Origin of the sequence: Streptomyces sp. CA-146814, from assembly GCF_050942385.1 — a bacterium.
In the GTDB taxonomy this organism is placed as follows: Bacteria; Actinomycetota; Actinomycetes; order Streptomycetales; family Streptomycetaceae; genus Streptomyces.
The window spans coordinates 2,798,160-2,821,975 of record NZ_CP192068.1 but is presented as its reverse complement, the minus strand read 5'-3'; the positions used below and the strand labels follow the sequence as shown (position 1 = coordinate 2,821,975).

Here is a 23,816-nt window from a genome sequence, read left to right as displayed (position 1 = left end):
AGTGCATTACGTCACGAAATGGACAGGTCTTTCGGTCCTAGGTTTACCCCCATATCCGCTGTGACCTGCTAAAACGACTCTCCCCCGGGATGCAGATCACATCCTGGGGGAGATTCGGTCACGGTCGGGGCTCGGCGGGGTTCGGACACCCCATGGTGAGGGAAGCCCTGCGCCGCGTAAGGAAAGCCCCTGGTAGGGCCCAGCTCAGCCGCTCGTGCTGGCGGTCGCGCTGAGCTTCGCCTCCGCTGCGGCTCAGCTCAGCCGCTCGCTCTGGTGGTCGCGCTGAGCTTCGCCTCCGCTGCGGGCAGGTGCCGCACTCGTCCCTCGCGCGACCCCTACCCTCCGCTGCGGCTCAGCTCAGTCGCTCGATCACCATCGCCATGCCCTGGCCGCCGCCCACGCACATCGTCTCCAGGCCCCACTGCTTGTCGTGGAACTGGAGGCTGTTGATCAGCGTGCCGGTGATCCGGGCGCCGGTCATGCCGAAGGGATGGCCGACCGCGATCGCGCCGCCGTTGACGTTGACCTTCTCCAGCGGCAGGCCGAGATCCCGGTAGGAGGGGATGACCTGGGCGGCGAACGCCTCGTTCAGCTCGGCGAGGTCGATGTCGCCGATGGTGAGGCCGGCCCGCTTCAGCGCCTGCTTGCTGGCCTCGACGGGGCCGTACCCCATGATCTCGGGGGAGAGGCCGGAGACGCCGGTGGAGACGATCCGGGCCAGCGGGGTCAGGCCCAGCTCGCGGGCCTTGGTGTCGGACATGATCACCAGGGCGGCGGCGCCGTCGTTGAGCGGGCAGCAGTTGCCCGCGGTGACCAGGCCGTCGGGGCGGAAGACCGGCTTCAGGCCCTGCACGCCCTCCAGCGTGACGCCGGCGCGCGGGCCGTCGTCCTTGGAGACGACCGTGCCGTCGGGCGTGGTGACCGGCGTGATCTCCCGCTCCCAGAAGCCGTTCTTCAGGGCTTCCTCGGCGAGGTTCTGCGACCGTACGCCGAACTCGTCCATCTCCTGGCGGGTGACGCCCTTGGACCGGGCCAGGTTCTCCGCCGTCTGCCCCATCGAGATGTACGCGTCCGGGACGATGCCGTCCTCACGCGGGTCGTGCCAGTCGGCGCCGGACTCCTCGGCACGCGCCGCAGTGCGGGCCTCGGCCTCGGCGAAGAGCGGGTTGTGCGTGTCCGGGAGGCTGTCGGAGTTGCCCTTGGTGAAGCGGGACACCATCTCGACGCCTGCCGAGATGAAGACGTCGCCCTCGCCCGCCTTGATCGCGTGCAGCGCCATCCGGCTGGTCTGCAGCGAGGAGGAGCAGTAGCGGGTGACCGTACAGCCCGGAAGGTGGTCCATCCCCATCTGCACGGCGATGATGCGGCCCAGGTTGTTGCCCTGCTCGCCGCCGGGCAGACCGCAGCCCAGCATCAGGTCGTCGATGTCCTTCGGGTCCAGCTCGGGGACCTTGGCCAGCGCGGTCTGGATGATCGTGGCGGTCAGGTCGTCCGCGCGCAGGTCCTTGAGGGACCCCTTGAAGGCGCGGCCGATCGGCGAACGGGCGGCAGAGACGATCACGGCTTCGGGCATCACGCGGCTCCATGAGGGCTGGAAAGCTGGGTGGGCAGGGGGAACTCCCTTGGAAGCTACCCGGGCGTATGGCCCGGGTCACCCGGCAGGCCGTGTGATGAGGGACTCTTTTCTAAGCGCTTGCTCAGCCCTCTGTGGCCTGCCGGGTCCTCATGCGCGTCCGGGCCGTTCTACGTGGGTCCGTGCGCCGCGTCCGGGTGCGGATGCGGCGCCGCCGGTTCCGTATCCGTGGAGGCGGGCAGGCGCCGCCGCCTGCGGTGCTTGAGGAGCGCCCAGGGAGCGCGCGCCCCCGTGACCTCCGTGCCGGCCTCGCGGGCCGCCTGGGAGGCCGCCTTGGCCACCGGGAGGATGTCCTCGCGGCGCGATCCGTCCAGCCGGTCGGACTCCGGCCACAGGCCCAGCACCGCGCAGAGCGTCGGCAGCACCGCCATCGCCGCCGTCGCGTACCCCTCGGCGGACGGGTGGTAGTTGTCCGGGCCGAACAGCTCGCGCGGGTTCGCCGCGAACTCCGGGCCCAGCAGGTCGCCCAGCGACACCGTCCGCCCGCCCTGCTCCACCGAGCCGATCGTCTGCGCCGCCGCCAGCTGCCGGCTCACCCGGCGGGCCAGCCACCGCAGCGGCTGGTACACCGGCTCGATCGTGCCCAGGTCCGGGCAGGTCCCCACGACCACCTCCGCCCCCGCCGTCCGCAGCCTGCGCACCGCCGTCGTCAGACAGCGCACCGACTGGGTGGCGGGCATCCGGTGGGTGACGTCGTTCGCCCCGATCATGATCACGCAGACGTCCGGCGTACGGGCCGGGTCCGCGAGCAGCAGCGAGACCTGCCGCTCCAGATCGTCCGACCTGGCCCCCGGCAACGCCACGTTCCGCAGGTCCACCGGCCGCTCCGCCACCGCCGCGAGCCCCGAGGCGAGCAGCGCCCCCGGTGTCTGCCCGGCCCGCCGCACTCCTTGGCCCGCCGCCGTCGAATCCCCGAGCATCCCGAGCCGCAACGGATCGTTCGGGCCGGCGAACGCCACCCCGTACCGCCCGTCCGCGCTCGGCGGAACCGGCGCCGTACCGCCGCCCACCTGCCTCTTCGCGAGCTGGACCTCCGCCAGGAACACGCCGACGGCCGCCGCACCGATCAGTCCGATGCTGCCACCGCCGTAAGCCGCGCCCGCCGCGATCCGCCGTGCCACCCTTGCTCTCGACACAGTCCGGTCCACCTCCTTCTCGCCGTACCGCCCTACATGTACCTACCTGCCCCGCGAAGTGCGCCGTCCAATCGCACCCCGTGTCTCCGGGCCCGTACGCTCCGTGTCCGACCTCACTTTCCGGTCTCCCTCTCCCGAGGCGGAGCCCGTACGTACGCATCGTCCCGCTCGTACGCATACTCTGGGCCGGACCATCTCGGAGATCCCGGAGTACACGGTGCAATTCCACGATTCGATGATCAGTCTTGTCGGCAACACCCCGCTGGTGAGGCTGCGCAACGTCACGGCAGGTATCCAGGCGACCGTCCTGGCCAAGGTCGAGTACTTCAACCCCGGCGGGTCGGTGAAGGACCGCATCGCGCTGCGCATGATCGAGGCGGCCGAGCAGAGCGGCGAGCTGAAGCCCGGCGGCACGATCGTCGAGCCGACCAGTGGCAACACCGGCGTCGGGCTCGCCATCGTCGCCCAGCAGAAGGGCTACAAGTGCATCTTCGTCTGCCCGGACAAGGTGTCCACGGACAAGATCAACGTGCTGCGCGCGTACGGCGCCGAGGTCGTCGTCTGCCCCACCGCCGTTGACCCCGAGCACCCGGACTCGTACTACAACGTCTCCGACCGGCTGGTCACCGAGACGCCGGGAGCCTGGAAGCCCGACCAGTACTCCAACCCGAACAACCCGCGCTCGCACTACGAGACCACCGGTCCCGAGCTGTGGGAACAGACGGAGGGGAAGATCACCCACTTCGTCACGGGCGTCGGAACCGGCGGCACGATCAGCGGCACCGGGCGCTATCTCAAGGAGATCAGCGACGGCGCGGTCCAGGTCATCGGCGCGGACCCGGAGGGCTCGGTCTACTCCGGCGGCTCCGGACGGCCGTATCTGGTCGAGGGCGTCGGCGAGGACTTCTGGCCGAGCGCCTACGACCGCAATGTCACCGATGAGATCGTCGCGGTGTCCGACAAGGACTCCTTCCAGATGACCCGCCGGCTCGCCAAGGAGGAGGGCCTGCTCGTCGGCGGCTCCTGCGGCATGGCGGTCGTCGGGGCCCTGGAGGTCGCCAAGCGGCTCGGCCCGGACGACGTCGTCGTGGTGCTGCTGCCCGACAGCGGCCGCGGCTACCTCAGCAAGATCTTCAACGACGAGTGGATGGCCGACTACGGCTTCCTGGAGGACTCCGGCACCTCCGCCAACGTCGGTGCGGTCCTGGACTTCAAGGAGGGCCCGATGCCCTCCCTCGTCCACATGCACCCGGACGAGACGGTCGGCCAGGCGATCGACGTCCTGCGCGAGTACGGCGTCTCCCAGATGCCGATCGTGAAGCCGGGCGCCGGACACCCCGACGTGATGGCCGCCGAGGTCATCGGCTCCGTCGTGGAGCGGCAGCTGCTGGACGCGCTGTTCACCCAGCGCGCCTCGCTCACCGACCCGCTGGAGAAGCACATGTCGGCCCCGCTGCCGCAGGTCGGCTCCGGCGAGCCGGTCGAGGACCTTATGGCCGCGCTCAGCGGTGCCGATGGTGCGGACGCGGCGATCGTGCTGGTCGAGGGCAAGCCGAAGGGCGTCGTGAGCAGGCAGGACGTGCTGGCCTTCCTCGCGAAGGAAGCCGGATCCGCGAAGGCCTGACCCGGCGGGGGCCGGGGCTCCGTGAAGGTCTGACAGCCCGGGGCAGGGGCTTCGCGAAAACGGTACGAGCGCGTCACGTCCACGCAGCACCCGCTTAACACGGCTCCGGCACATTGGTGGGTGTCGGCAGGGAAACCCGCCGGCACCCAGAACGGCGACACTGGACTACGGAGCGGCTCCCGGACCTCCACCGTCGCCCGGACGCGGGCATCCGGCCCTGACCCGGACCGCGTCCTTCGCGGGGACCGCCGTCGTCCCGCCCCCCGGGCCACCGGGGGTGCGGCGGCCCCCGCGACATACTTCGCCACGCGGCCGGACCCTCGGTGGGTCCGGCCGCGCGGCCGTTCCCGGCCGCCGGAAACCGCCCTCAGCCGCCCTCCCACTCCGACGCCGGGCCCGCGCGCCGCTCCCGCTGCCGGAACAGGCCCTCGTCGCGCGCCGCGTGGACCGCGTTCACCCCGACGATGCCCATCCATGCCACCACCAGTCCTTCGATGCCCGCGTTGGCAGCCCCGATCGCCGAGAGCGGGACGGCCAGCACCAGCGAGACGACCCCGAATCCGAACCGCTCCGCGAAGCCGGGCGATATCCCGGCGGCGGACGGCGCCCGCAGGGACCGGGGGTCCCGGGCGGCCGTCACCTGCTGCTCGGCCAGGTGGCGCCGGACGCGGCGGTCCAAGGTGGTGTCGAGGCGCTGCTCGACCTTCTCCAGGAACGAGTCGATGAGCGCGGACTCGTACTCCGGCCCCAGCTCACCGCGTGCCTGGAGGGTGGCGGCGAGCTCCCTCTTGAGCTCGTGGTCCCGTGCTTCCATACCCGTGACGTTACGAGCGCCGACGGGCCGGAACACGGGTGCTAACCCCCGTATTTCCCGGCCGGGAGGCCTCCGCCCACCCGCTGCATATGGACATGCAGGAGTCTTCCTGGCTGAATGGATCTGTCGGCGCCGGAGCTCGCGCCGACCCGGGGCACGATGGATCCAGCAAGGGGACAGCATGAGTGGGAGCAGCCCCGCCGCGCGGTTGCAGCAGCTCTTCGAGGGGCACCGGCTCACGCCCACCCAGCGGCGCATCGCGCACTGCATGGTCCGCCGGGCGGCCGACGCCCCGTTCCTCTCCAGCGTCGAGCTGGCCGAGCTCGCCGGAGTCAGCCAGCCCTCCGTCACCCGTTTCGCCGTCGCCCTCGGCTTCGACGGCTATCCGGCGCTCCGCCGCCACCTGCGCGAGGTCGCACCCGCGGACGCGGACCAGGAGGAGGCGGGGGAGACGTACAACGAGTACCAGCAGGCCGTCCGCGCCGAGATCGAGAACCTCCAGCACCTCTCCGACCTGCTCGCCGACCCCGGACCCGTGGAGCGGGCGGGCCGCCTGCTGGCCGGGTCCCGGCCGCTGCCCGTGCTCGGCCTGCGCGCGGCCTCCTCGCAGGCGCGCGGCTTCGGCTACTTCGCCGCCAAGGTGCACCCCGACGTCCGGGTGCTCGACGAAGGCGGCTCCATGCTCCTGGACCGCATCGACTCCGCCCGCCGGGCCGGCGCCACCGCCCTGATGTGCTTCGCGCTGCCGCGCCACCCCAAGGAGTGCGTCGAGGCGCTGGCGTACGCCGGAGCGCAGGGCCTCACCGTGGTGACCGTCGCCGACTCCGCCTTCGCGCCCGTCGCCAAGCACAGCGACCTGCTCCTCCCGGCGGCCATCGGCTCCGGCCTCTCCTTCGACACGGTCTGCGCGCCGATGCTGCTGGGGCGGGTGCTCCTGGAGGCGATGTGCGACGAACTGCCCGACGCCCAGGCGCGGCTGGAGGAGTTCGACGTACGGGCGGCGGCGCGGGGCCTGTTCGTGGAGTGAGGCCTCCCGGCCAGGCTCCCGCGCCCACCGATTGCGCGGATTCTCACGCACCCCTCATCTGCGGCCGCTAATCTCCGCGCGCAGAACGACCGGCGGGGACCGGCTGATGTGGTGCGAGCGAGAGGGGTACGGACGTGGGGCGCGGAGGGCAGTCGCTGGCGAGAGTGGCCGTGATCGTACGGGCCGGAGCGGCACCGCTCTGGTGGGCCGGGCTGGTGGCCACCGTCGCGGGAGCGTTCGTACCGGGGCTGACCGGGCGTCGCATCGGGCTGCTGGCGGGGGCGGCGCTCTTCATCGTCGTCGCGGCCGCCGTGCTGCTGGTGCGCGGCGGGCGGTACGCGGAGCTGGCCCGGGGGGCCTCGCGGGCCGGGCGCGGGGACTTCCTCCAGGACCGGGCCGTGACCGTACGGGTGTGGCGGCGCGGGCACCGGTGGTGGCTGCTGGCGGCGTTCGTGGTGGCGGTGGCGTCCTCGTTCGCGCTGCCGGGCGCCGGCGGACTGGTCCTCGCGGGCGTGGGCGCCGGTCTCTGGGCGAAGGCCGTACGCATCGGGCAGCGGGAGCGCCGGGACGACGTCCTGTACTGGGTGCGCACCGACCGGGCCGGGCACGGCAGCCCGGTCGCGAAGCGGGTGCAGGGCCACCGGACGACGGGGCCGGAGGCGGGGGACGCCGCGCCGGGCGGGGCGCGGCGTCGCCGCCGGCAAGGTCGGACCTTTGAGGGCTCAGACCTCCAGTTCGGCCTCGATCCTCTTCAGCTGGTGGCGGGCCATCGCCAGGTTGGCGCGGCTCGCGTCCAGCACCAGGTAGAGGAAGAGGCCGTTGCTGCCACGGGTCTTGAGCAGCCGGATCAGGTGGTACTGGCTGCCCAGCGTGATGAGGATGTCCTCGATCTCCTCCTTGATGCCCAGGTGCTCCATGGTGCGGAGCTTGGCGCGGATCACGTCGGTGTTGCCCGCGGCGGCGACCTCCAGGTTGAAGTCCTTGCCGCCGCCGAGCGTGCCCAGGGCCATTCCGCTCGTGTAGTCGACGAGGGCGACACCCGTGGTGCCCTCGATCGAGCTCATCGCTTCCTTCAGTGACGCTTCGGTGTTCGCCATGGAGGCTCGTTTCCTTTCCGTGGCCGGTCGTGGTGACCGGGTCCGTTTGCGCGTGAGTGGCATGGGTGGGGTGTTGGTTGTCGTGCGTGGGCGTGGGAGGAGGAGCGGTTACGTGGGGCGTTGCGGGAGCGTGCGGTTGGGGAGGCCGCGCGCCGGGGCGGTGCGGGGCATGGGGGGTGTGCGCTCGGCGCGTTCCAGGGCGGTGTCGACGAGTTCGCCGATCCGGGCGCCCGCGCGGCGGCCTTCCAGATGGAGCCGGCCGACGTTGATGCGGTCCTCGGCCAGCAGGGTCAGGACGGCGGAGGAGCCGGCGGCGTACGTGGCGATGTAGCCGCTCTCGCCGCGGACCAGGAGCTCCCGGAAGCCGCCGCGGCCGGTGGCCTCCGTCATCCGGATCGAGACGCCGAGCGCGGCGGCGGTGAGGGCGGCGACGCCCTCGGCCTCGATGCCCGGTGTGTCGTGGGCCAGGACCAGGCCGTCGGTGGAGGCGGCTAGTGCCCCGGAGAGCAGGGGGACCCGGGCCCGTAACCGCTGGAGCTCGTCGAGGACACCGCGCGTCTCGGTCTCGGGAACCATCAGCTGTCTCCTCCCGGCACGCTGTCTGAGCGCGCGTATCACAGGGCCTCCAATGCGTCTCGGAGCCGGCGCAGCAGGGCGATATCGGGGTCGGCGGTCACCTCGGGGAGCGTGATCCGGCCGGGTGCGGAGGCGGCGGCGGGCAGCGGCTGCGCGCGGACCGCCTCCACCAGGCCGGCCGCGGCGAGTCGCCGCAGGTCGACCAGGATGTGGAACGCCGAACGGCCCAGCGCCTGCGCGATGTCGGAGGCCGTACGCACCCCGTCGGCCAGCTCCAGCACCGCGCGCTGCCGGGCGGGTACGGGGCTGTCGCCCGGGTGCGCCGACGATCGGATCACGGGCGCGCTGTCGCAGGCGGCGTCGGGCCAGATCCGGTCCAGCAGCTCCCGTCTGCGCAGCGTCTCGCGCTGGACGGCGGCCACCGGGACCGGCCGCACCGGCCCGATCCAGTGGGACACCCCGTAACGGAATCGGGCGGGTGTGCCGGTCGGGGCGAGGGCGAAGAACGCGGCGTCGTACAACGCGCCCAGGTGGCACAACTCCAGCGCGCCGCCCGGCACATGGCCGCTGTCCACGAGGTAGCGGCCGACCCGCTGCCCGGCCCCGGCCTGCGCCACCGCGTCCCACCAGCCCTCGTGGCGCAGCGTGCCGCCGGTGGTGAGGAGGACGTCGATGCCGGGGGTGGCGGGGCTCTCGGCGTGCACCACCTGGCCGTCGGCGAGGTAGAGCGTGCCGCGGTCGCGCATCAGGGCGCCGGTGGCCCGCTCGGCGGCGAGGCGCTGGAGCATCGGTGAGAGGACCGGGAGCCGGTCCGTCTCCGGGGCGCCGGGGTCGGCGGCTATCGCGCTCATGCCAGCACCAGCCGCTCGGCCAGCTCGCCCAGCCGTAACCGGGCCATCGCGAGGTTGCCCTCGGAGCGGCTCAGCCAGAGATGGAGGAAGACGCTGCTGTCGAAAGCCGTCTCGACGAAGCGGAGCATGTGGTAACCGTCTTGTGTGGTGACGATGACGTCCTCGACGGCGGTGCTCGGCGCTTCCCCGGAGCCTTCGGTTCCGCCCCCTGAGGCCAGGTGGGCGAAGGCGGGCTGTTCGGCGGTCATGCGGGCGACCTCGGCGGTCTCGGCCGCCGTCGCCTCGTGGTCGCCGTTGGGGGACTCGCCGATGGTGCCGAGCGCGAGGCCGCTCGTCCAGTCGACCACCGAGGCGCCACGGGCGCCGGGCAGCCTCATGACTTCGAGCAGGCACTCGTCGATTCCGGGCACGCGGATTCCCCTCCCGACGCGGCGTACGGCTGTGACCCTGAGGCTACGCAACGTGCTCACGGCTGGTGGAGGTTCTGGCATTTTCCTTTGGTACATGCGCTCCGGGGTGTAAAGGAGCGGCTGAAATGTGCTGGCCGGGAAAGGGGGTGGCGCCCCGTCAGCCGTCCGCCTTGCCGGACTTCTCGCGGGCCGTCATCACCGCCTTGTTCACCGCCCAGAGCCCGATCCCGATCAGCAGCAGGATCCCGGCCCGTACATAGACGTCGGAGCCCCGGTCGGCGAGCGGGCTGGCCAGGACCAGCGAGGTGATCGCGCCGAGGACCGGCAGAGCGGTCGGCGTACGGAAGTGGCGGTGTTCCACGCGGTCCTTGCGCAGCACCAGTACGGCGATGTTGACCACGCCGAAGACGCAGAGCAGCAGGAACGAGGTGGTGTCGCCGAGCCCTTCGATCTCGCCGGTGGAGACCAGGCCGATCGCCAGGAGGGAGACGAAGACGATGCCGACCCAGGGCGTGCGCCGGCCCGCCAGCACCTTGCCCATGCCGGGCGGGAGGATGCGCTCGTTGGCCATGCCATAGCAGAGCCGCGAGGCCATCATCAGGTTGATCAGCGCCGAGTTGGTGACCGCGAACAGGGCGATCAGCGCGAAGAGTTTCGGCGGAAAATCGACGCCGCCGGCCTTCACCACTTCCAGCAGCGGGCCACTGGAGTCGGAGAGGGTGCGGGAGTCGACCAGGAGCGAGGAGACGAGCGCGACCAGGATGTAGATCGTGCCGGTGACGGCCACGCCGATGAAGATGGCGCGCGGGAAGTTGCGGGCCGGGTCCTTGGTCTCCTCGGCCATGTTCACCGAGTCCTCGAAGCCCACGAAGGCGAAGAAACCGAGCGCGGTGGCGCCGAGCACGCCGGTGAGCAGCGCGTATCCGGTGCCTCCTGCCTCGATCTGGGTCAGCCGGGCGGGTTCCCCGTCGCCGTTCAGTACGGCGTACGCGCCGATCGCCAGGATCACCGCGAGGCCGCTGACCTCCACCAGGGTCAGCACGACGTTCGTCTTCACGGACTCGGAGACTCCGCGCAGGTTGATCGCGGCCAGCGCGAGGATGAAGAGGATCGCGATCAGCGTCGGCGGTACCGCGTCGGTGAATTCACCCAGGTAGTCGCCGCTGAACGCCCGGGCCGCCGCGCTCGCCGAGGAGAGCCCGGAACACATGACCATGAAGGCGACGATGAAGGTGAGGAAAGGGACCTTGAACGCCTTCTGGGTGTAGAGCGCGGCCCCGGCCGCCTTCGGGTACTTGCCGACGAGCTCCACGTACGAGGCCGCCGTCAGCAGCGCCACGACGAACCCGATGGCGAACGGCAGCCAGAGCGCGCCGCCCACCTTGCCCGCCACGTCGCCGGTGGTGGCGTAGATGCCGGTGCCGAGGATGTCGCCGATGACGAAGAGGATCAGCAGCTTGGGGCCGAGCGCGCGCTTGAGCGGCGGTGACGCGTCAGGGGCCGCGGGTGTGCCGGGTGTGGCTGGTGTGCCGGGCGTGCTCATCGGTGCCTCCGGTGCCCTCGGGTCGGGGATGGAACACCTCTTCCCGGGCGCGGCGCGAACCGCACCTGTTGACTACGACTATTCAGCGCCTCAGGATGTGAATAGATATTCACCGTCGCGAGGAGGCACCGCCATGTCAGGACCCCGCCCCGTACGAGCGCCGCGCGGCAGCGCCCTCAGCACCCTGGGATGGCAGCAGGAAGCCGCCCTGCGCATGCTCCAGAACAACCTGGACCCCGAGGTCGCCGAGCACCCCGACAAGCTCGTCGTCTACGGCGGCACGGGCAAGGCGGCCCGCGACTGGCGCTCGTTCGACGCGATGGTCCGCACCCTTCGGACGCTCAAGCAGGACGAGACGATGCTCGTCCAGTCCGGGCGGCCGGTCGGCGTCATGCAGACCCACGAGTGGGCGCCGCGCGTGCTGATCGCCAACTCCAACCTGGTCGGCGACTGGGCCAACTGGGAGGAGTTCCGCCGCCTGGAGGCGCTCGGCCTCACCATGTACGGCCAGATGACCGCCGGGTCCTGGATCTACATCGGCACCCAGGGCATCCTCCAGGGCACGTACGAGACCTTCGCCGCCGTCGCCGCCAAGAAGTTCGGCGGGACCCTGGCCGGGACGATCACCCTGACCGCCGGGCTCGGCGGCATGGGCGGCGCCCAGCCGCTCGCCGTCACCATGAACGACGGCGTCGCGATCTGCATCGACGTCGACCCGCGCGCCATCGACCGCCGCATCGAGCACCGCTACCTGGACGTCAAGGCCGACAACCTGGAGCACGCCCTCCAGCTCGCCGTCGAGGCCCGCGACGCCCGCCGCCCGCTCTCCATCGGCCTCCTCGGCAACGCGGCCGAGCTGCTGCCCCGGATGCTCGCCGAAGGCGCGCCGATCGACATCGTCACCGACCAGACCAGCGCCCACGACCCGCTGGCCTACCTCCCGCTCGGCGTCGACTTCGACGACATGGCGACGCTCGCCGCCGAGAAGCCCGCCGACTTCACCCAGCGCGCCCGCGAGTCGATGGCCCGCCATGTCGAGGCCATGGTCGGCTTCATGGACGCCGGTGCCGAGGTCTTCGACTACGGCAACTCCATCCGCGGCGAGGCCCAGCTCGCCGGGTACGACCGCGCCTTCGACTTCCCCGGCTTCGTCCCCGCCTACATCCGGCCCCTCTTCTGCGAGGGCAAGGGCCCCTTCCGCTGGGCCGCGCTCTCCGGCGAGGCGTCCGACATCCACAAGACCGACAAGGCGCTGCTGGAGCTCTTCCCGGAGAACGAGTCCCTGCACCGCTGGATCACGATGGCCGGCGAACGCGTCCACTTCCAGGGGCTGCCCGCCCGCATCTGCTGGCTCGGCTACGGCGAGCGCGACAAGGCCGGCGAGCGCTTCAACGACATGGTCGCGAGCGGCGAACTGGCCGCCCCGCTCGCCATCGGCCGCGACCACCTGGACTGCGGCTCCGTCGCCTCCCCGTACCGCGAGACCGAGGCCATGCTCGACGGCTCCGACGCCATCGCCGACTGGCCGCTCCTCAACGCCATGGTCAACGTCGCCTCCGGTGCCTCCTGGGTCTCCCTCCACCACGGCGGCGGTGTCGGCATGGGCCGCTCCATCCACGCGGGCCAGGTCTCCGTCGCGGACGGCACGAAGCTGGCCGGCGAGAAGATCCGCCGCGTCCTGACGAACGACCCCGGCATGGGCGTGATCCGCCATGTCGACGCGGGCTACGACATCGCGGAGTCGGTCGCCGAGGACAAGGGCGTCCGCGTCCCGATGACGGAGGGCAACTGATGCCCACGGGCACCATGCCGAACGGCACCCCGCCGAACGGCACGAGCGTGAGCACGTCCGGCGCGACGGGGAGCACGTCCGGCGCCCCGTGGCGTACAGGTGACTCCTTCCTCTCCATGTGGCGCGAGCTGGCCCCCGTCGGCCGCCACCCCGACAGCGGTGGCTACCGGCGTTACGCCTGGTCGGCGGCGGACCTCGACTGCCGGGCCTGGTTCCGTACGCAGGCCGAGGCGCGCGGGCTCACCTACGAGGCCGACCGCAACGGCAACCAGTGGGCCTGGCTCGGCGACCCCCTGGCCGGCGACGCCGTCGTCACCGGCTCGCACCTGGACTCCGTCCCCGACGGCGGCGCCTTCGACGGGCCGCTCGGTGTGGTCTCCTCCTTCGCCGCGCTCGACGAACTCCGCTCCCGGGGCGCGGCGTTCACCCGCCCCCTCGCCATCACCAACTTCGGTGACGAGGAGGGCGCCCGCTTCGGTCTCGCCTGTGTCGGGTCCCGGCTCGCCGCCGGACAGCTCACCGTGGCCGACGCCCACCGCCTCCGGGACGCCGACGGGATCACCCTGCCCGCCGCCATGGAGAGCGCCGGATACGACCCCGACACCATCGGCCCCGACCCGGAACGGCTCGCCCGGATCGGCGCGTTCGTCGAACTCCACGTCGAGCAGGGCCGCGCCCTCGACCTGACCGGCGACCCCGTCGGCATCGCCTCCGCCATCTGGCCGCACGGCCGCTGGCGATTCGACTTCCGGGGCGAGGCCAACCATGCGGGCACCACGCGCCTGGCCGACCGCCGCGACCCGATGCTCACGTACGCCGAGACCGTGCTCGCCGCCCGCCGCGAGGCCGAACTCACCGGCGCCCTCGCCACCTTCGGCAAGATCGCGGTCGAGCCCAACGGCGTCAACGCCATCCCCTCCCTCGTCCGTGGCTGGCTCGACTCCCGCGCCGCCGACCAGGCCACCCTGGACGCCGTCGTCACCGACATCGAGCGCGCCGCCCGGGAGTGCGCGGACCGGGCCGGGATCGACCTCGACGTCGTACGCGAGTCGTTCACGCCCGTCGTCGAGTTCGAGCACGCCCTGCGCGACGAGCTCGCCAAGATCCTGGAGGGGACCGGCGACACGGGGCGCCCGGTCCCCGTCCTCGGCACCGGCGCGGGCCACGATGCGGGTATTTTGTCCGCTTCGGTGCCCACCGCCATGCTCTTCGTACGGAACCCCACCGGCATCTCGCACTCTCCGGCCGAGCACGCCGCCGAGGACGACTGCACGGCCGGGGTGCGGGCACTCGCCGACGTACTGGAAGGTCTCGCGTGCAGCTGACGAACCGGACCGCGGAGACGGCAGGGACTGCGGTGACACCACGGACCGCGGAGACGGCACGGGCGGCGGGCGGGCCCGTCACCGCGACGTACTGGATGGACCACGCCTGGCTCGGGACGTACGTGGAGCCCGATGTCCTGGTCGAGGTCGCAGGCGGCCGGATCGCCGGGGTCAGGACCGGGGTGCAGACGCCACCTCCCGGCGCCACCGCGCTGCGCGGCCTGACCCTCCCCGGCCTCGCCAACGCCCACTCCCACGCCTTCCACCGGGCCCTGCGCGCCACCGTCCAGGTGGGCACCGGGACCTTCTGGACCTGGCGCGAGCTGATGTACCAGGTGGCCTCGCGGCTCACCCCGGACAGCTACTTCGACCTGGCCCGGGCCACGTACGCGGAAATGGCCCTGGCCGGGATCACCGCCGTCGGCGAGTTCCACTATCTGCACCACGCGCCCGGCGGCACGCCGTACGCCAACCCCAACGCCATGGGCGAGGCGCTGATCGCGGCGGCGGGCGAGGCGGGCATCCGGATCACGCTGCTGGACACCGCCTACCTCGCCGCCGGCTTCGGCGAGCCGCCCAACCGGCACCAGCTGCGCTTCTCCGACACCACCGCCGACGCCTGGGCCGAGCGCGCCTCCCTCCTCAAGGGCGACGACCACGCGCTGATCGGTGCGGCCATCCACTCCGTCCGCGCGGTCCCGGCGGACCAGCTGGCCACCGTGGCCGCCTGGGCCGAGGAGCGGAGCGCCCCGCTCCATGTCCACCTCTCCGAGCAGACGGCGGAGAACGACGCCTGCCGGGCCGCCCACGGCCGCACCCCCACCCGGCTCCTCGCCGACCACGGCGTCCTCGGCCCGCGCACCACGGGCATCCACAACACGCATCTGACGGAGGAGGACATCGCCCTGCTCGGCTCCTCCACCACCGGCACCTGCATGTGCCCCACCACGGAGCGCGATCTCGCCGACGGCATCGGCCCCGCCGTCGCCCTCCAGAAGGCGGGCTCGCCGCTCTCGCTCGGCAGCGACAGCCACGCGGTCATCGACCTCTTCGAAGAGGCGCGCGCGATGGAGCTGAACGAGCGCCTGCGCACCCACATCCGGGGCCACTGGACGGCCGCCGCCCTGCTGAGGGCGGCCTCCGCCGACGGGCACGCCGCACTCGGCCGCCCCGACGCGGGCGTCCTGGAACCGGGCGCTCCGGCCGACCTGACGACGGTCGCCCTGGACTCCGTCAGAACGGCAGGGCCGGTGCCCCGACTGGCAGCGGAGACCGCCGTATTCGCCGCCTCCGCCGCTGATGTGCGGCACACGGTCGTGGCAGGACGCCACATCGTCCGCGACGGCCGTCACGCGCTGATCGAGGATGTGCCCGGAGCGCTCGCGGCCGCCGTGGCAGCCCTGCACCACTGATCCCATCCCCGACAGCGGACCCGGATCCCCCGGAACGCAAGGAGAACACTCTCCAGATGACGACCACCGCCGTCACCCACATCGCCAGCCTGGTCACCAATGACCCCTCCCTCGGCAACGGGACCCCCCTGGGCCTGATCCAGGACGCGGCCGTCGTCATCGAAGGCGACCGCATCGTCTGGACCGGTGAATCAAGCAAAGCACCCGCCACTGACAACGTCCTCGACGCGGCGGGCCGGGCCATGATCCCGGGCTTCGTCGACTCCCACTCGCACCTGGTCTTCGCGGGCGACCGCACCCAGGAGTTCAACGCCCGGATGTCCGGGCAGCCCTACACCGCCGGCGGCATCCGCACCACGGTCGCCGCCACCCGCCAGGCCTCCGACGAGCAGCTCTCCGCCAACGTCGCCCGCTACCTCGCCGAGGCCCTGCGCCAGGGCACCACCACCCTGGAGACCAAGTCCGGCTACGGCCTCACCGTCGAGGACGAGGCCCGCGCCCTGCGCATCGCCTCCCGCCACACCGACGAGGTCACCTACCTCGGCGCCCACGTCGTCTCCCCGGACTACGCCGACGACCCGGCCGGCTACGTCGACCTGGTCACCGGCCCCATGCTGGACGCCTGCGCCCCGCACGCCCGCTGGATCGACGTCTTCTGCGAGCGCGGCGCCTTCGACGGCGACCAGGCCCGCGCCATCCTCACGGCGGGCCGCGCCAAGGGCCTCCACCCGCGCATCCACGCCAACCAGCTGACGTACGGCCCCGGCGTCCAGCTCGCCGTGGAGCTCGACGCCGCGTCCGCCGACCACTGCACCCACCTCACCGACGCGGACGTGGACGCGCTGGGCCAGGGCGACACGGTCGCCACGCTGCTCCCCGGCGCCGAGTTCTCCACCCGGGCCGCCTGGCCCGACGCCCGCCGACTGCTGGACGCCGGGGCCACGGTCGCGCTCTCCACGGACTGCAACCCGGGCTCGTCGTTCACCTCGTCCATGCCGTTCTGCATCGCCCTGGCCGTACGCGACATGGGGATGACCCCCGACGAGGCGGTCTGGTCCGCCACCGCGGGCGGCGCCGCGGCCCTCCGCCGCACCGACATCGGCCGCATCACGCCCGGCGCCCGTGCCGACCTGGTCCTCCTGGACGCCCCGAGCCACGTCCACCTCGCCTACCGGCCGGGTGTCCCGCTGGTCAGCGCGGTGTGGCGGGGCGGGGAGCGGGTGGAGTAGGCGGTATGGGAAGGGCCCGCCCCTGGAACGTCATGCAGCGACGTTCCAGGGGCGGGCCCTTCCGTGAGTGCGCGGGCCGTCACTCCTCCAGGGTCAGCCCCTTGCGGAGCTTGACCAGCGTCCGCGAGAGCAGCCGGGACACGTGCATCTGCGAGATGCCCAGCTCCTCCCCGATCTCCGACTGCGTCATGTTGCTGACGAAGCGGAGCGAGAGGATCATGCGGTCCCGCGAGGGCAGCGCGGCGATCAGCGGCTTCAGGGACTCGACGTACTCGATGCCTTCGAGCCCGTGGTCCTCGTAGCCGATGCGGTCCGCGAGGGCGCCCTCGCCGTCGTCCTCCTCGGGCTTGGCGTCCAGCGAGCTCGCGGTGTACGCGTTGCTCGCGGACATGCCCTCGACGACCTCGTCCGGCGTGATGCCGAGGCGCTCGGACAGCTCCGCCACGGTGGGCGCGCGGTCCAGCTGCTGGGAGAGCTCGTCGCCCGCCTTGGCCAGGTCGAGCCGGAGCTCCTGGAGCCGGCGCGGGACGCGCACGGACCAGCTGGTGTCGCGGAAGAACCGCTTGATCTCGCCGACGATGGTCGGCATCGCGAACGTCGGGAACTCGACACCGCGGCTCAGCTCGAACCGGTCGATCGCCTTGATCAGGCCGATGGTGCCGACCTGGACGATGTCCTCCATCGGTTCACTGCGCGAGCGGAACCGGGAGGCGGCGAACTTGACGAGCGCGAGGTTGAGCTCGACGAGGGTGTTGCGGACGTACGCGTACTCGTGCGTGCCCTCTTCGAGGGATTCGAGGCGCTCGAAGAGCGTCTTCGACAGGGCCCTGGCGTCCAGGGCTCCTATTTCGGCGTAGGGCGGAATCTCAGGCAGTCCTTCGAGCCCCGTGAAAGGTCCCGTGAAAGGCCCCGTGAAGCCCTCAAGCCCCTCGCCGGAAGATGATTCGGGGGTGGTGCTGCTGCGCGGGCCGGGAACGGCGCTCGCGGCGGGGGAGTCGGAATTGGTCGGTCCCTGAGGACATGCCGACGACGCGTTGGGGGTACGCGCTTCGTCGAGCCGGGGTGACATGGTTCTCCTCCATCGTTCTCGGCATATGGCTGCCGATGCCCATACGTGTTTCCTGCGGTGAAGCGGCGCCTCCAAAGCCGGTCGTCCGGTCATGTTTCGGGTGTCCCTCTACCCTTACCCGGTTCCCACCAGCAGTTACAAGCTCCAATTGACCGCTTATGTCCGGTTTGTTGAGGTCTCCGACTACCGCGTGGCGAACGAAACGCGTACTGTTTTACGCACGTCGGCGGCAGCTCTGCATGGAGCCGCTCAGGCAGTGACGCGCATAGTGACGGACGGCGAAGAGGTACTGGGCATGGACCGCGGGACGGTCGGCAGTGCGAACCGGGGTCGGCTTCAGGTCGAGGCCCGGACGGAGGGGCACAGCGAGGTCGTGACTCCGGTGGGTGAGCTCGATCACCACACCGCCGATCTGCTGCGGGAGCCCCTGGAGAGCGCGGTCGAGCAAGGGCGGTCACGCCTGGTGGTCGACTGCTCACGCCTGGACTTCTGCGACTCCACCGGGCTGAACGTGCTGCTCGGTGCGCGCCTCAAGGCGGAGGCGGTCGGAGGAGGGGTCCATCTGGCCGGAATGCTGCCGGTCGTGGCGAGAGTCTTCGAGATCACCGGGGCCGAGGCGGTCTTCACCGTCCACGCCACGCTCGAAGACGCTCTGCGGACCTAGCGCGGGTACGGCGCACTCCGCGTCGTCCCCGATGACGGCCGTGTCGCGCGATCGACAGCCCGAAGGGGGTGTCGTAGCGGTGCGGCCGGGCAGGAGACACCCCGTCGGTATCCCGCAAAGATCCGGCACACTCGGTAACTGATCATTTCTGTTCCATGGCGGCATGGTGACATGGCGAACGACATGGCGAATCGGTGAGGTGAAGCGCTGATGAGCACCACCCGGCAGCATCCGCCGGGCGACCTCGGCCGCGAGCCGGAGGGAGCGGGCGCGGACTCGCCCGTTCCGGCCGAGCGGCAGTGGCGCACGCTCTCACTCGGGCAGGCCAGCGGAATCGTTCCGATGGCCCGTGATTTCGCCCGGCAGGCCCTGCACGACTGGGGGTGGCTCCCGGCGTCCAGCGCGGACCGCCGGGCCGCGGCCGAGGACGTCCTGCTGGTCGTTTCCGAGCTCGTGACCAACGCCTGCCTCCACGCGGAGGGCCCCGAGGAGCTCCGGATCGGCTGTACGCCCAAGGCGCTGCGCGTCGAGGTCGTCGACCGCGGGGCCGGCCAGCCCGCTCCCCGTACGCCGCACCGCGCCGGCCGTCCCGGCGGGCACGGCATGTTCATCGTGCAGCGGCTCTGCCTGGACTGGGGCGTGCAGCGTACGCCGGAGTCGCCGGGCAAGACCGTCTGGGCGGAGCTCGCCGCGCCCGCGTAACAGGCCAGAGGTATTCCGTACACCGAAGAGCGCGCCGGATCCGGCGCGCTCTTTGTCTTCCCTCCGTCAGGCCCCGGGCGTACCTTGAGCGCCCAATCTGATGTGTCGTCAGTAACGTGCGTCCGTAAGGATCTTGCGGCCGTCGCGGGTGGCGGCGTCCGGCATGAGGGGAACACGAGGTGGCGAACCAGAAGCGGACAGCTCTCGCGCTGACGGCCGCGCTCACGGTCGCGACGGCGGGCTCGGTGGTGCTGATGGCCGCGCCCTCCGCCCACGCCGAGGTCGTGGACGTCAACTACCAGTGCGAGACGCCCATCGGGCCCAAAGGGGCCGTCTCGCCCATCGACATCAAGAGCGTCAAGGACGGCAGCGGCTACAAGCTCACCATGTCCTTCCAGAAGGGCGTCTCCTCCAGCCCGGTCGAGCTGGGCAAGGGGGCGATGAACCCGAGCGCCGTGATCGAGATGGGCGGTGCGGAGACGGGGAAGATCCAGGTCTCGGGACCGGCGAACGCCGAGGCGATTCCGGCCAACACCCCCATCAAGATCAGCGACTTGTCGGGGACGTACACCCCGAAGAAGAGCGGCAAGGTCACCTTCACCGCCGGGGTGCTCACCATCAAGGCGCTCGGTACGACGACGACCTGCACGCCGAAGAACAGCCCGGGCCCCTCGCTGCAACTGGACGTCCAGGGCGCCGGAGGCTCCACGGGCGGCTCGACGGGTGGCTCCTCCGGCGGCAGCACCTCCGGTGGCGGCTCCTCCGGTGGCGGCGAACTGCCGAAGACCGGCCCGCTCGACTCGGCGGCGGCGCTCGGCACCCTCGGCGGGACGGTCCTGCTGACCGGAGCGGCCGGAGTGCTCTGGCTGACCCGGCGAGGACAGCGCCCCACGGGCTGAACGCCGGAACCGCCGGCGCGAGGGAGCCGCCCATGCCGTACGTACGTCTGCTCGTCGCCTTGGTGCTGCTCGCCGCTCCTCCGGCGGCGGCCGGGGAAGGCTCCGGCTGGACGGCCCGGCCTGCGGGCGGCGGGAGTGGCGGGCGGCCGTACGCCTACCTGGAGGGCACCCCCGATGCGGTGCTCCAGGACCGGATCTCGGTGACCAATCCCGCCCGCGCCCCGCTGACCGTGCGGCTGCGCGGCGACGGCCTGGCCGGGCCCTGGCTCCGGTTCGCGGCGGAGACGGTCACCGTGCCGGCCCGGACCCGCGCCGACGTGCCGTTCACGCTCGCGGTGCCAGTCAACGCGACGCCGGGTGACCTCGCGGGAGAGATCGTGGCGGCGGCGGGTGGCGGTGAGGAGAAGCGCGTACCGGTACGGGTACGGGTCGGCGGTCCCGCGCTGGCGGCGCTCACCGTGGAGGACGTCGAGGTGGAGGGCCGGACCGTCCGGTACGCCCTGGTCAACCGGGGCAACGTACCTCTGCGGCCGCGGCTGGCCGTGCGCGCGGACGGGGTGTTCGGTGAGCTGCTGGACCGGCCGGCCCGGCCGCTCGACCTGGAGCTGGCCCCCGGCCGCCGGGTGGAGCTCACCGAACCCTGGTCCGACGCACCGGAGTTGGACTCCGTCACCGTACGGCTCCGGGTCGCCGCGGAGGGCGGGGCGCGGGACGAGGCGGTGGCCTCCGCGGCGTACGTCCCGGTGGCGCCGGTCGCCGGTGGCGGGCTACTGGCGCTCGGCGTGCTGGCGGTGCTCTCCACCGGCGCGTACCGGAGGCGGCGTACGCGTGGCGGACCGCGAGAAGCCGGGGTGGACGACGGTGAAGGCCTGCAACCGGCCGAAGAGGCACGGCCCTTGACGAAGGCGGGAGCGGAATTGTGAAGCGACACCTGGGCAGTGGAAGCCGCGTACCGACAACTCTCCTGCTCCTCCTGGCCGTTCTTCTCGGCCTCGCGGCTCCGACCGTGCAGGCGGCCGAAGACGACGGCCCCTCCGTGACGCTCTCCAAGAAGGAGGCGGGCAAAGGCGGTGAGATCACCGTCAAGGGCAGTGGCTGGCGCTCCGAGGCGTTGCTGATGCTTCTGATCTGCGGCCGGTCCTCGCCGGAGCGGGGTGTGATCGGCGGGACCAACTCCTGTGCCAACGCCGAGGGTCGGGCCGTCACCACCGACAGGAAGGGTGCCTTCAGCAAGAGGCTGCCGGTGGCCGAGCCGCCCGTGCCCTGTCCGTGCGTGGTGCACGTCGCGACGGTGACGGGTGAACAGGCCATGGCCGACGCGGTGTTCACCGTAGCGGGTCATCCCACGGCCCCGCTGCCGCCGCCGGCCGACGACGGCAGGCTCGCAGTGCTGGCCACCACCCGGCTGGAGGGCGAGAGTTCGCTGCTCACCTGGTTCGGCGCGCCGCCCGCACGGCAGCTGGTCTTCACCGTCGGCAACCTGGGCACCGCGCCCGTCGACGATCCTGTCTTCGAGATTGGCACCGCACACGGCGTCTACGCCCCGCAGTGGGAGGAACGTCAGTGGCGCGGCACGGTCGCTCCCGGCTCCAGGGCGCAGATCAAGCTGCCGGTCGAACTTTCCGCCGGCGCGCACGGCGACTACCAGGTCTCCCTGCGGTACGGGACGAAGGTGCTGGCCGAACAGCCGTGGGGCGTGGGCCGCCCGTGGGGCGTGACGCTCTTCTGGGTGCTGCTCTGCCTGGTCGTCCCCGCCGCGGTCTTCCGTATCGGCATGGCCGTCGTGGACAAGGTCCGCCCGCCCTCCGCCGGGACCTCGGCCCGCCACGCCCACCGCCCGCGAGCACGGCCCACGAGCACCGGTACGGCCGCGCTGCCGTGGTTCACCCAGGATTCCGCACCGCCAGACATCCGGCGTTCCGCACCGTCGGCGAACCCACCACCACCCACGACGAAGGGACACGTGTGAGGACGCAACGGAGGTTGAGCGCGGCCGGAGTGGCGCTGATGCTCGGCGGCGCGGGCATCGTGCTGGCCGCGAGCCCGGCCAGGGCGGCCGAGGTCAGTTACGCGACGGAGTGCGTTCCGCCGCCCATCTCGGGACTGCCGCCGGTCCAGGGCACCACGAAGGTGGAGCTGACCGCACCGGCCGAGGCGAAGGTCGGCGACGAGATCGAGGTCGTCTGGAAGACGGTCGAGGCCGCGTCGCGGAACCCGGACGTGCTGGACCTCGGCAAGGACACGGTGAAGCCGACCGGCACGATCACGCTGGGCGGCGCGGCGAGCGGCGAACTGAAACTGGAGGGCCCGCGGCAGAACCCGCCCATCCCCAAGAACAGCCCCATGCTGCTGCCCGACATGACGGCGAAGCTGAAGCTGGAGAAGGCCGGTGAGATCACGCTGACCCCGGGCGCGTACAGCATCAACGTCTCGAAGCCGATCTCCACGGACACCAAGTGCGCTCCGAAGGAGACGGTCCGGCCGGGCGCCACGATCAAGGTGACGGAGGCGGGCTCCACGACCGGCGGCACCACGTCCGCAGGAGGCACGACGTCCGGCGGTACGACGACGGGTGGCACGACGTCCGGCGGTACGGCGTCAGGTGGCACGACCACCGGAGGCACCACGACCACCGGAGGCACCACGACGGGCGGCACGACCACCGGCGGCACCACCTCAGGCGGCGGCACCGGCGGCACCGGCGGCGAAACCGACTTCCCCGGCAAGGAGGTCTCCGTCGCCTACGCCTGCAAGACCCCCATCGGCGACAAGAACGCCACCTCCCCGGTCCGTATCAGCGCCAGGAAGAACGGCGGCGCGTACGACCTCACCGTGAAGTTCGGCAAATCCGTGATGGACAGCCCGATCGACATCCCGGCCGACCAGGTCAAGCCGTCGATGGAGGTCAAGCTCGGCGGTGCGGACAAGGGCACGGTCAAGGTCGAGGGCCCGCTGAACAAGGAGGTCATCAAGACCGGCGCCCCGATCGAGATCCCGGACCTCACCGGCACGTACAAGCCCGGCGCGAGCGGGAAGTCCACGCTCAGCCCGGGCGTCCTGACGGTGATGGCCGCCGGTACGACGACGACCTGCACCCCGCCCGCCGATGTCGCGGTCTCTCTGGAACTGGACACCTCGGCCCAGCCGGGCGGCGCGTCCGGATCCACGGGCTCCAGCGGCGGCGGCACGGCCGGCTCCGGGGGCACGGCCGGCTCCGGCGGAGCGGCGGCCTCCGGCGGCGGTACGGACTCGGGCGGCGGCCTCGCGGCGACCGGCGCCGAGGACGACGGCGCCCTGCGCGCGCTCGGCCTGGTCGCGGGCACGGCGATCCTGCTGGGCGGCGCGGTCTTCACGTTCACCCCGTGGCGGCGGCTGCGCGGTACGCGCTGACCACGACCGCGAGTCGGGCGTCGCCGGAAGAGACATGATCTTCCGGCGACGCCCCGGCATGCTCTGGGCTTGCTCAAATCACCTGTTCTGCCTTGCCTGAGCAAGATCGGCAGGGATAGGTTCCTTGAGCGCTTCTTCGCAGGAGCGAAGGTAACCGTCCAAGTGCGGCGCCCTTCGGCAGGCTTGACCACCTGTCTCGTGCCGCACACGTTGAAGAAGGAACAAAATGAATGTGACCTGGGGGAAGAAGGCTGCGACGGGTGTGCTCGCGGGCCTTCTGATGACGTCCGGACTGACGCTGGCCACCGCGGCCCCGGCTCAGGCGGCCGGGGCGAAGTACACCTGCAAGGCAACGCCCAGCCTCTCGCTGGGGCGTCCGGTGTCGACTTCCTCGTGCAAGAAGTCCGCCAAGGGGAAGACCGTCAAGAAGCACCGTGCGGTGCTCCTCTGTGACGTCGTTCGCGGCCGTGGTGCCCCGCACGATGTCACGTGGACGCTGTTCGGCGACTGGAAGAAGCCCGGCGAGAAGTCCTCGGTGAAGTGCGGGTTCAGCAGCTTCCTGCGCAGCGTCAAGGTCGAGACCAAGGCCAAGTAGCTCCAGCCGCCCGACCGGCGGCAAACGG

The 23,816-nt window shown here is 71.7% G+C and carries 22 protein-coding genes and 1 pseudogene; 14 read left to right on the top strand and 9 right to left on the bottom strand.

What is annotated here, in order from left to right:
• Positions 1-352 precede the first annotated feature (352 nt).
• The gene (locus ACQP09_RS12425) at positions 353-1,573 is read right to left on the bottom strand and encodes an acetyl-CoA C-acetyltransferase (RefSeq protein ID WP_433398415.1); all 1,221 of its coding nucleotides are present in this window, start codon (positions 1,571-1,573) and stop codon (positions 353-355) included.
• Positions 1,574-1,743: 170 nt separating this feature from the next.
• On the bottom strand, positions 1,744-2,754 hold the full coding sequence (locus tag ACQP09_RS12420) for an SGNH/GDSL hydrolase family protein (RefSeq protein WP_433406569.1): 1,011 nt from the start codon (positions 2,752-2,754) through the stop codon (positions 1,744-1,746).
• Positions 2,755-2,986: 232 nt separating this feature from the next.
• Here ACQP09_RS12420 and ACQP09_RS12415 point away from each other — a divergent pair, with 232 nt between their 5' ends.
• A complete protein-coding gene (locus tag ACQP09_RS12415) occupies positions 2,987-4,393 on the top strand; it encodes a cystathionine beta-synthase (RefSeq protein ID WP_404068754.1) in 1,407 nt (468 codons plus the stop codon).
• A 367-nt stretch (positions 4,394-4,760) separates the two neighbouring features.
• On the opposite strand, the gene ACQP09_RS12410 is transcribed toward ACQP09_RS12415, so the two are convergent.
• Positions 4,761-5,207 carry a hypothetical protein gene (locus ACQP09_RS12410; RefSeq protein WP_433398413.1) on the bottom strand — a complete coding sequence of 149 codons (447 nt, stop codon included), beginning with the start codon at positions 5,205-5,207 and terminating at the stop codon, positions 4,761-4,763.
• 181 nt (positions 5,208-5,388) lie between these two features.
• Here ACQP09_RS12410 and ACQP09_RS12405 point away from each other — a divergent pair, with 181 nt between their 5' ends.
• Both ACQP09_RS12405 and ACQP09_RS12400 read left to right on the top strand, forming a co-directional pair.
• Positions 5,389-6,234 (top strand): MurR/RpiR family transcriptional regulator, encoded by an 846-nt coding sequence (locus ACQP09_RS12405; protein WP_433398411.1) that lies wholly within the window; start codon positions 5,389-5,391, stop codon positions 6,232-6,234.
• A 164-nt stretch (positions 6,235-6,398) separates the two neighbouring features.
• Positions 6,399-6,935 (top strand): annotated as a pseudogene (locus ACQP09_RS12400) (hypothetical protein); the annotation flags it as partial.
• A 21-nt stretch (positions 6,936-6,956) separates the two neighbouring features.
• Here the strand turns inward: ACQP09_RS12400 and ACQP09_RS12395 are convergent.
• The 5 genes from ACQP09_RS12395 to ACQP09_RS12375 form a co-directional block, all read right to left on the bottom strand.
• Positions 6,957-7,331 (bottom strand): hypothetical protein, encoded by a 375-nt coding sequence (locus tag ACQP09_RS12395; protein WP_404068745.1) that lies wholly within the window; start codon positions 7,329-7,331, stop codon positions 6,957-6,959.
• 108 nt (positions 7,332-7,439) lie between these two features.
• Positions 7,440-7,907 carry a roadblock/LC7 domain-containing protein gene (locus ACQP09_RS12390; RefSeq protein WP_432151933.1) on the bottom strand — a complete coding sequence of 156 codons (468 nt, stop codon included), beginning with the start codon at positions 7,905-7,907 and terminating at the stop codon, positions 7,440-7,442.
• 38 nt (positions 7,908-7,945) lie between these two features.
• Complete coding sequence (locus tag ACQP09_RS12385) at positions 7,946-8,758, bottom strand: helix-turn-helix domain-containing protein (RefSeq protein WP_404068739.1); 813 nt, start codon at positions 8,756-8,758, stop codon at positions 7,946-7,948.
• Positions 8,755-9,168, bottom strand: coding sequence for a hypothetical protein (locus ACQP09_RS12380; RefSeq protein ID WP_432151931.1), 414 nt, complete (start codon positions 9,166-9,168; stop codon positions 8,755-8,757). The genes ACQP09_RS12385 and ACQP09_RS12380 overlap by 4 nt, the downstream gene beginning before the upstream one ends.
• Positions 9,169-9,325: 157 nt before the next feature.
• Positions 9,326-10,711: an APC family permease gene (locus ACQP09_RS12375; protein WP_433398408.1), complete on the bottom strand. Its 1,386-nt coding sequence runs from the start codon at positions 10,709-10,711 to the stop codon at positions 9,326-9,328.
• 133 nt (positions 10,712-10,844) lie between these two features.
• On the opposite strand from ACQP09_RS12375, the gene hutU reads away from it, so the two are divergent.
• From hutU to hutI, 4 genes are all read left to right on the top strand, one after another.
• A complete protein-coding gene (hutU, locus tag ACQP09_RS12370; protein WP_433398406.1) occupies positions 10,845-12,503 on the top strand; it encodes a urocanate hydratase in 1,659 nt (552 codons plus the stop codon).
• Between the two features lie 14 nt (positions 12,504-12,517).
• Positions 12,518-13,828 (top strand): allantoate amidohydrolase, encoded by a 1,311-nt coding sequence (locus ACQP09_RS12365; RefSeq protein ID WP_433406568.1) that lies wholly within the window; start codon positions 12,518-12,520, stop codon positions 13,826-13,828.
• 95 nt (positions 13,829-13,923) lie between these two features.
• On the top strand, positions 13,924-15,240 hold the full coding sequence (locus tag ACQP09_RS12360; protein WP_433406567.1) for a formimidoylglutamate deiminase: 1,317 nt from the start codon (positions 13,924-13,926) through the stop codon (positions 15,238-15,240).
• 56 nt (positions 15,241-15,296) lie between these two features.
• Positions 15,297-16,469: an imidazolonepropionase gene (gene hutI, locus ACQP09_RS12355; RefSeq protein WP_433398404.1), complete on the top strand. Its 1,173-nt coding sequence runs from the start codon at positions 15,297-15,299 to the stop codon at positions 16,467-16,469.
• 79 nt (positions 16,470-16,548) lie between these two features.
• On the opposite strand, the gene ACQP09_RS12350 is transcribed toward hutI, so the two are convergent.
• Entirely contained in the window at positions 16,549-17,538 is a 990-nt protein-coding gene (locus tag ACQP09_RS12350; RefSeq protein WP_433398402.1) for an RNA polymerase sigma factor SigF, read from the bottom strand.
• A 295-nt stretch (positions 17,539-17,833) separates the two neighbouring features.
• Between ACQP09_RS12350 and ACQP09_RS12345 the strand changes: the two genes are divergently transcribed.
• The 7 genes from ACQP09_RS12345 to ACQP09_RS12315 all read left to right on the top strand — a co-directional run bounded on the left by ACQP09_RS12345 (position 17,834) and on the right by ACQP09_RS12315 (position 23,788).
• A complete protein-coding gene (locus tag ACQP09_RS12345) occupies positions 17,834-18,202 on the top strand; it encodes an STAS domain-containing protein (RefSeq protein WP_433406566.1) in 369 nt (122 codons plus the stop codon).
• 210 nt (positions 18,203-18,412) lie between these two features.
• Entirely contained in the window at positions 18,413-18,904 is a 492-nt protein-coding gene (locus ACQP09_RS12340) for an ATP-binding protein (protein ID WP_433398400.1), read from the top strand.
• A 179-nt stretch (positions 18,905-19,083) separates the two neighbouring features.
• Positions 19,084-19,803: a peptidase gene (locus tag ACQP09_RS12335; protein ID WP_433398398.1), complete on the top strand. Its 720-nt coding sequence runs from the start codon at positions 19,084-19,086 to the stop codon at positions 19,801-19,803.
• A 32-nt stretch (positions 19,804-19,835) separates the two neighbouring features.
• The gene (locus ACQP09_RS12330) at positions 19,836-20,726 is read left to right on the top strand and encodes a COG1470 family protein (protein WP_433398396.1); all 891 of its coding nucleotides are present in this window, start codon (positions 19,836-19,838) and stop codon (positions 20,724-20,726) included.
• Positions 20,723-21,772, top strand: coding sequence for a hypothetical protein (locus ACQP09_RS12325; RefSeq protein ID WP_433398394.1), 1,050 nt, complete (start codon positions 20,723-20,725; stop codon positions 21,770-21,772). The genes ACQP09_RS12330 and ACQP09_RS12325 overlap by 4 nt, the downstream gene beginning before the upstream one ends.
• Positions 21,773-21,810: 38 nt before the next feature.
• Positions 21,811-23,193 carry a hypothetical protein gene (locus ACQP09_RS12320; RefSeq protein WP_433406565.1) on the top strand — a complete coding sequence of 461 codons (1,383 nt, stop codon included), beginning with the start codon at positions 21,811-21,813 and terminating at the stop codon, positions 23,191-23,193.
• Positions 23,194-23,419: 226 nt separating this feature from the next.
• Positions 23,420-23,788 carry a hypothetical protein gene (locus ACQP09_RS12315; RefSeq protein WP_433398392.1) on the top strand — a complete coding sequence of 123 codons (369 nt, stop codon included), beginning with the start codon at positions 23,420-23,422 and terminating at the stop codon, positions 23,786-23,788.
• Positions 23,789-23,816 lie beyond the last annotated feature (28 nt).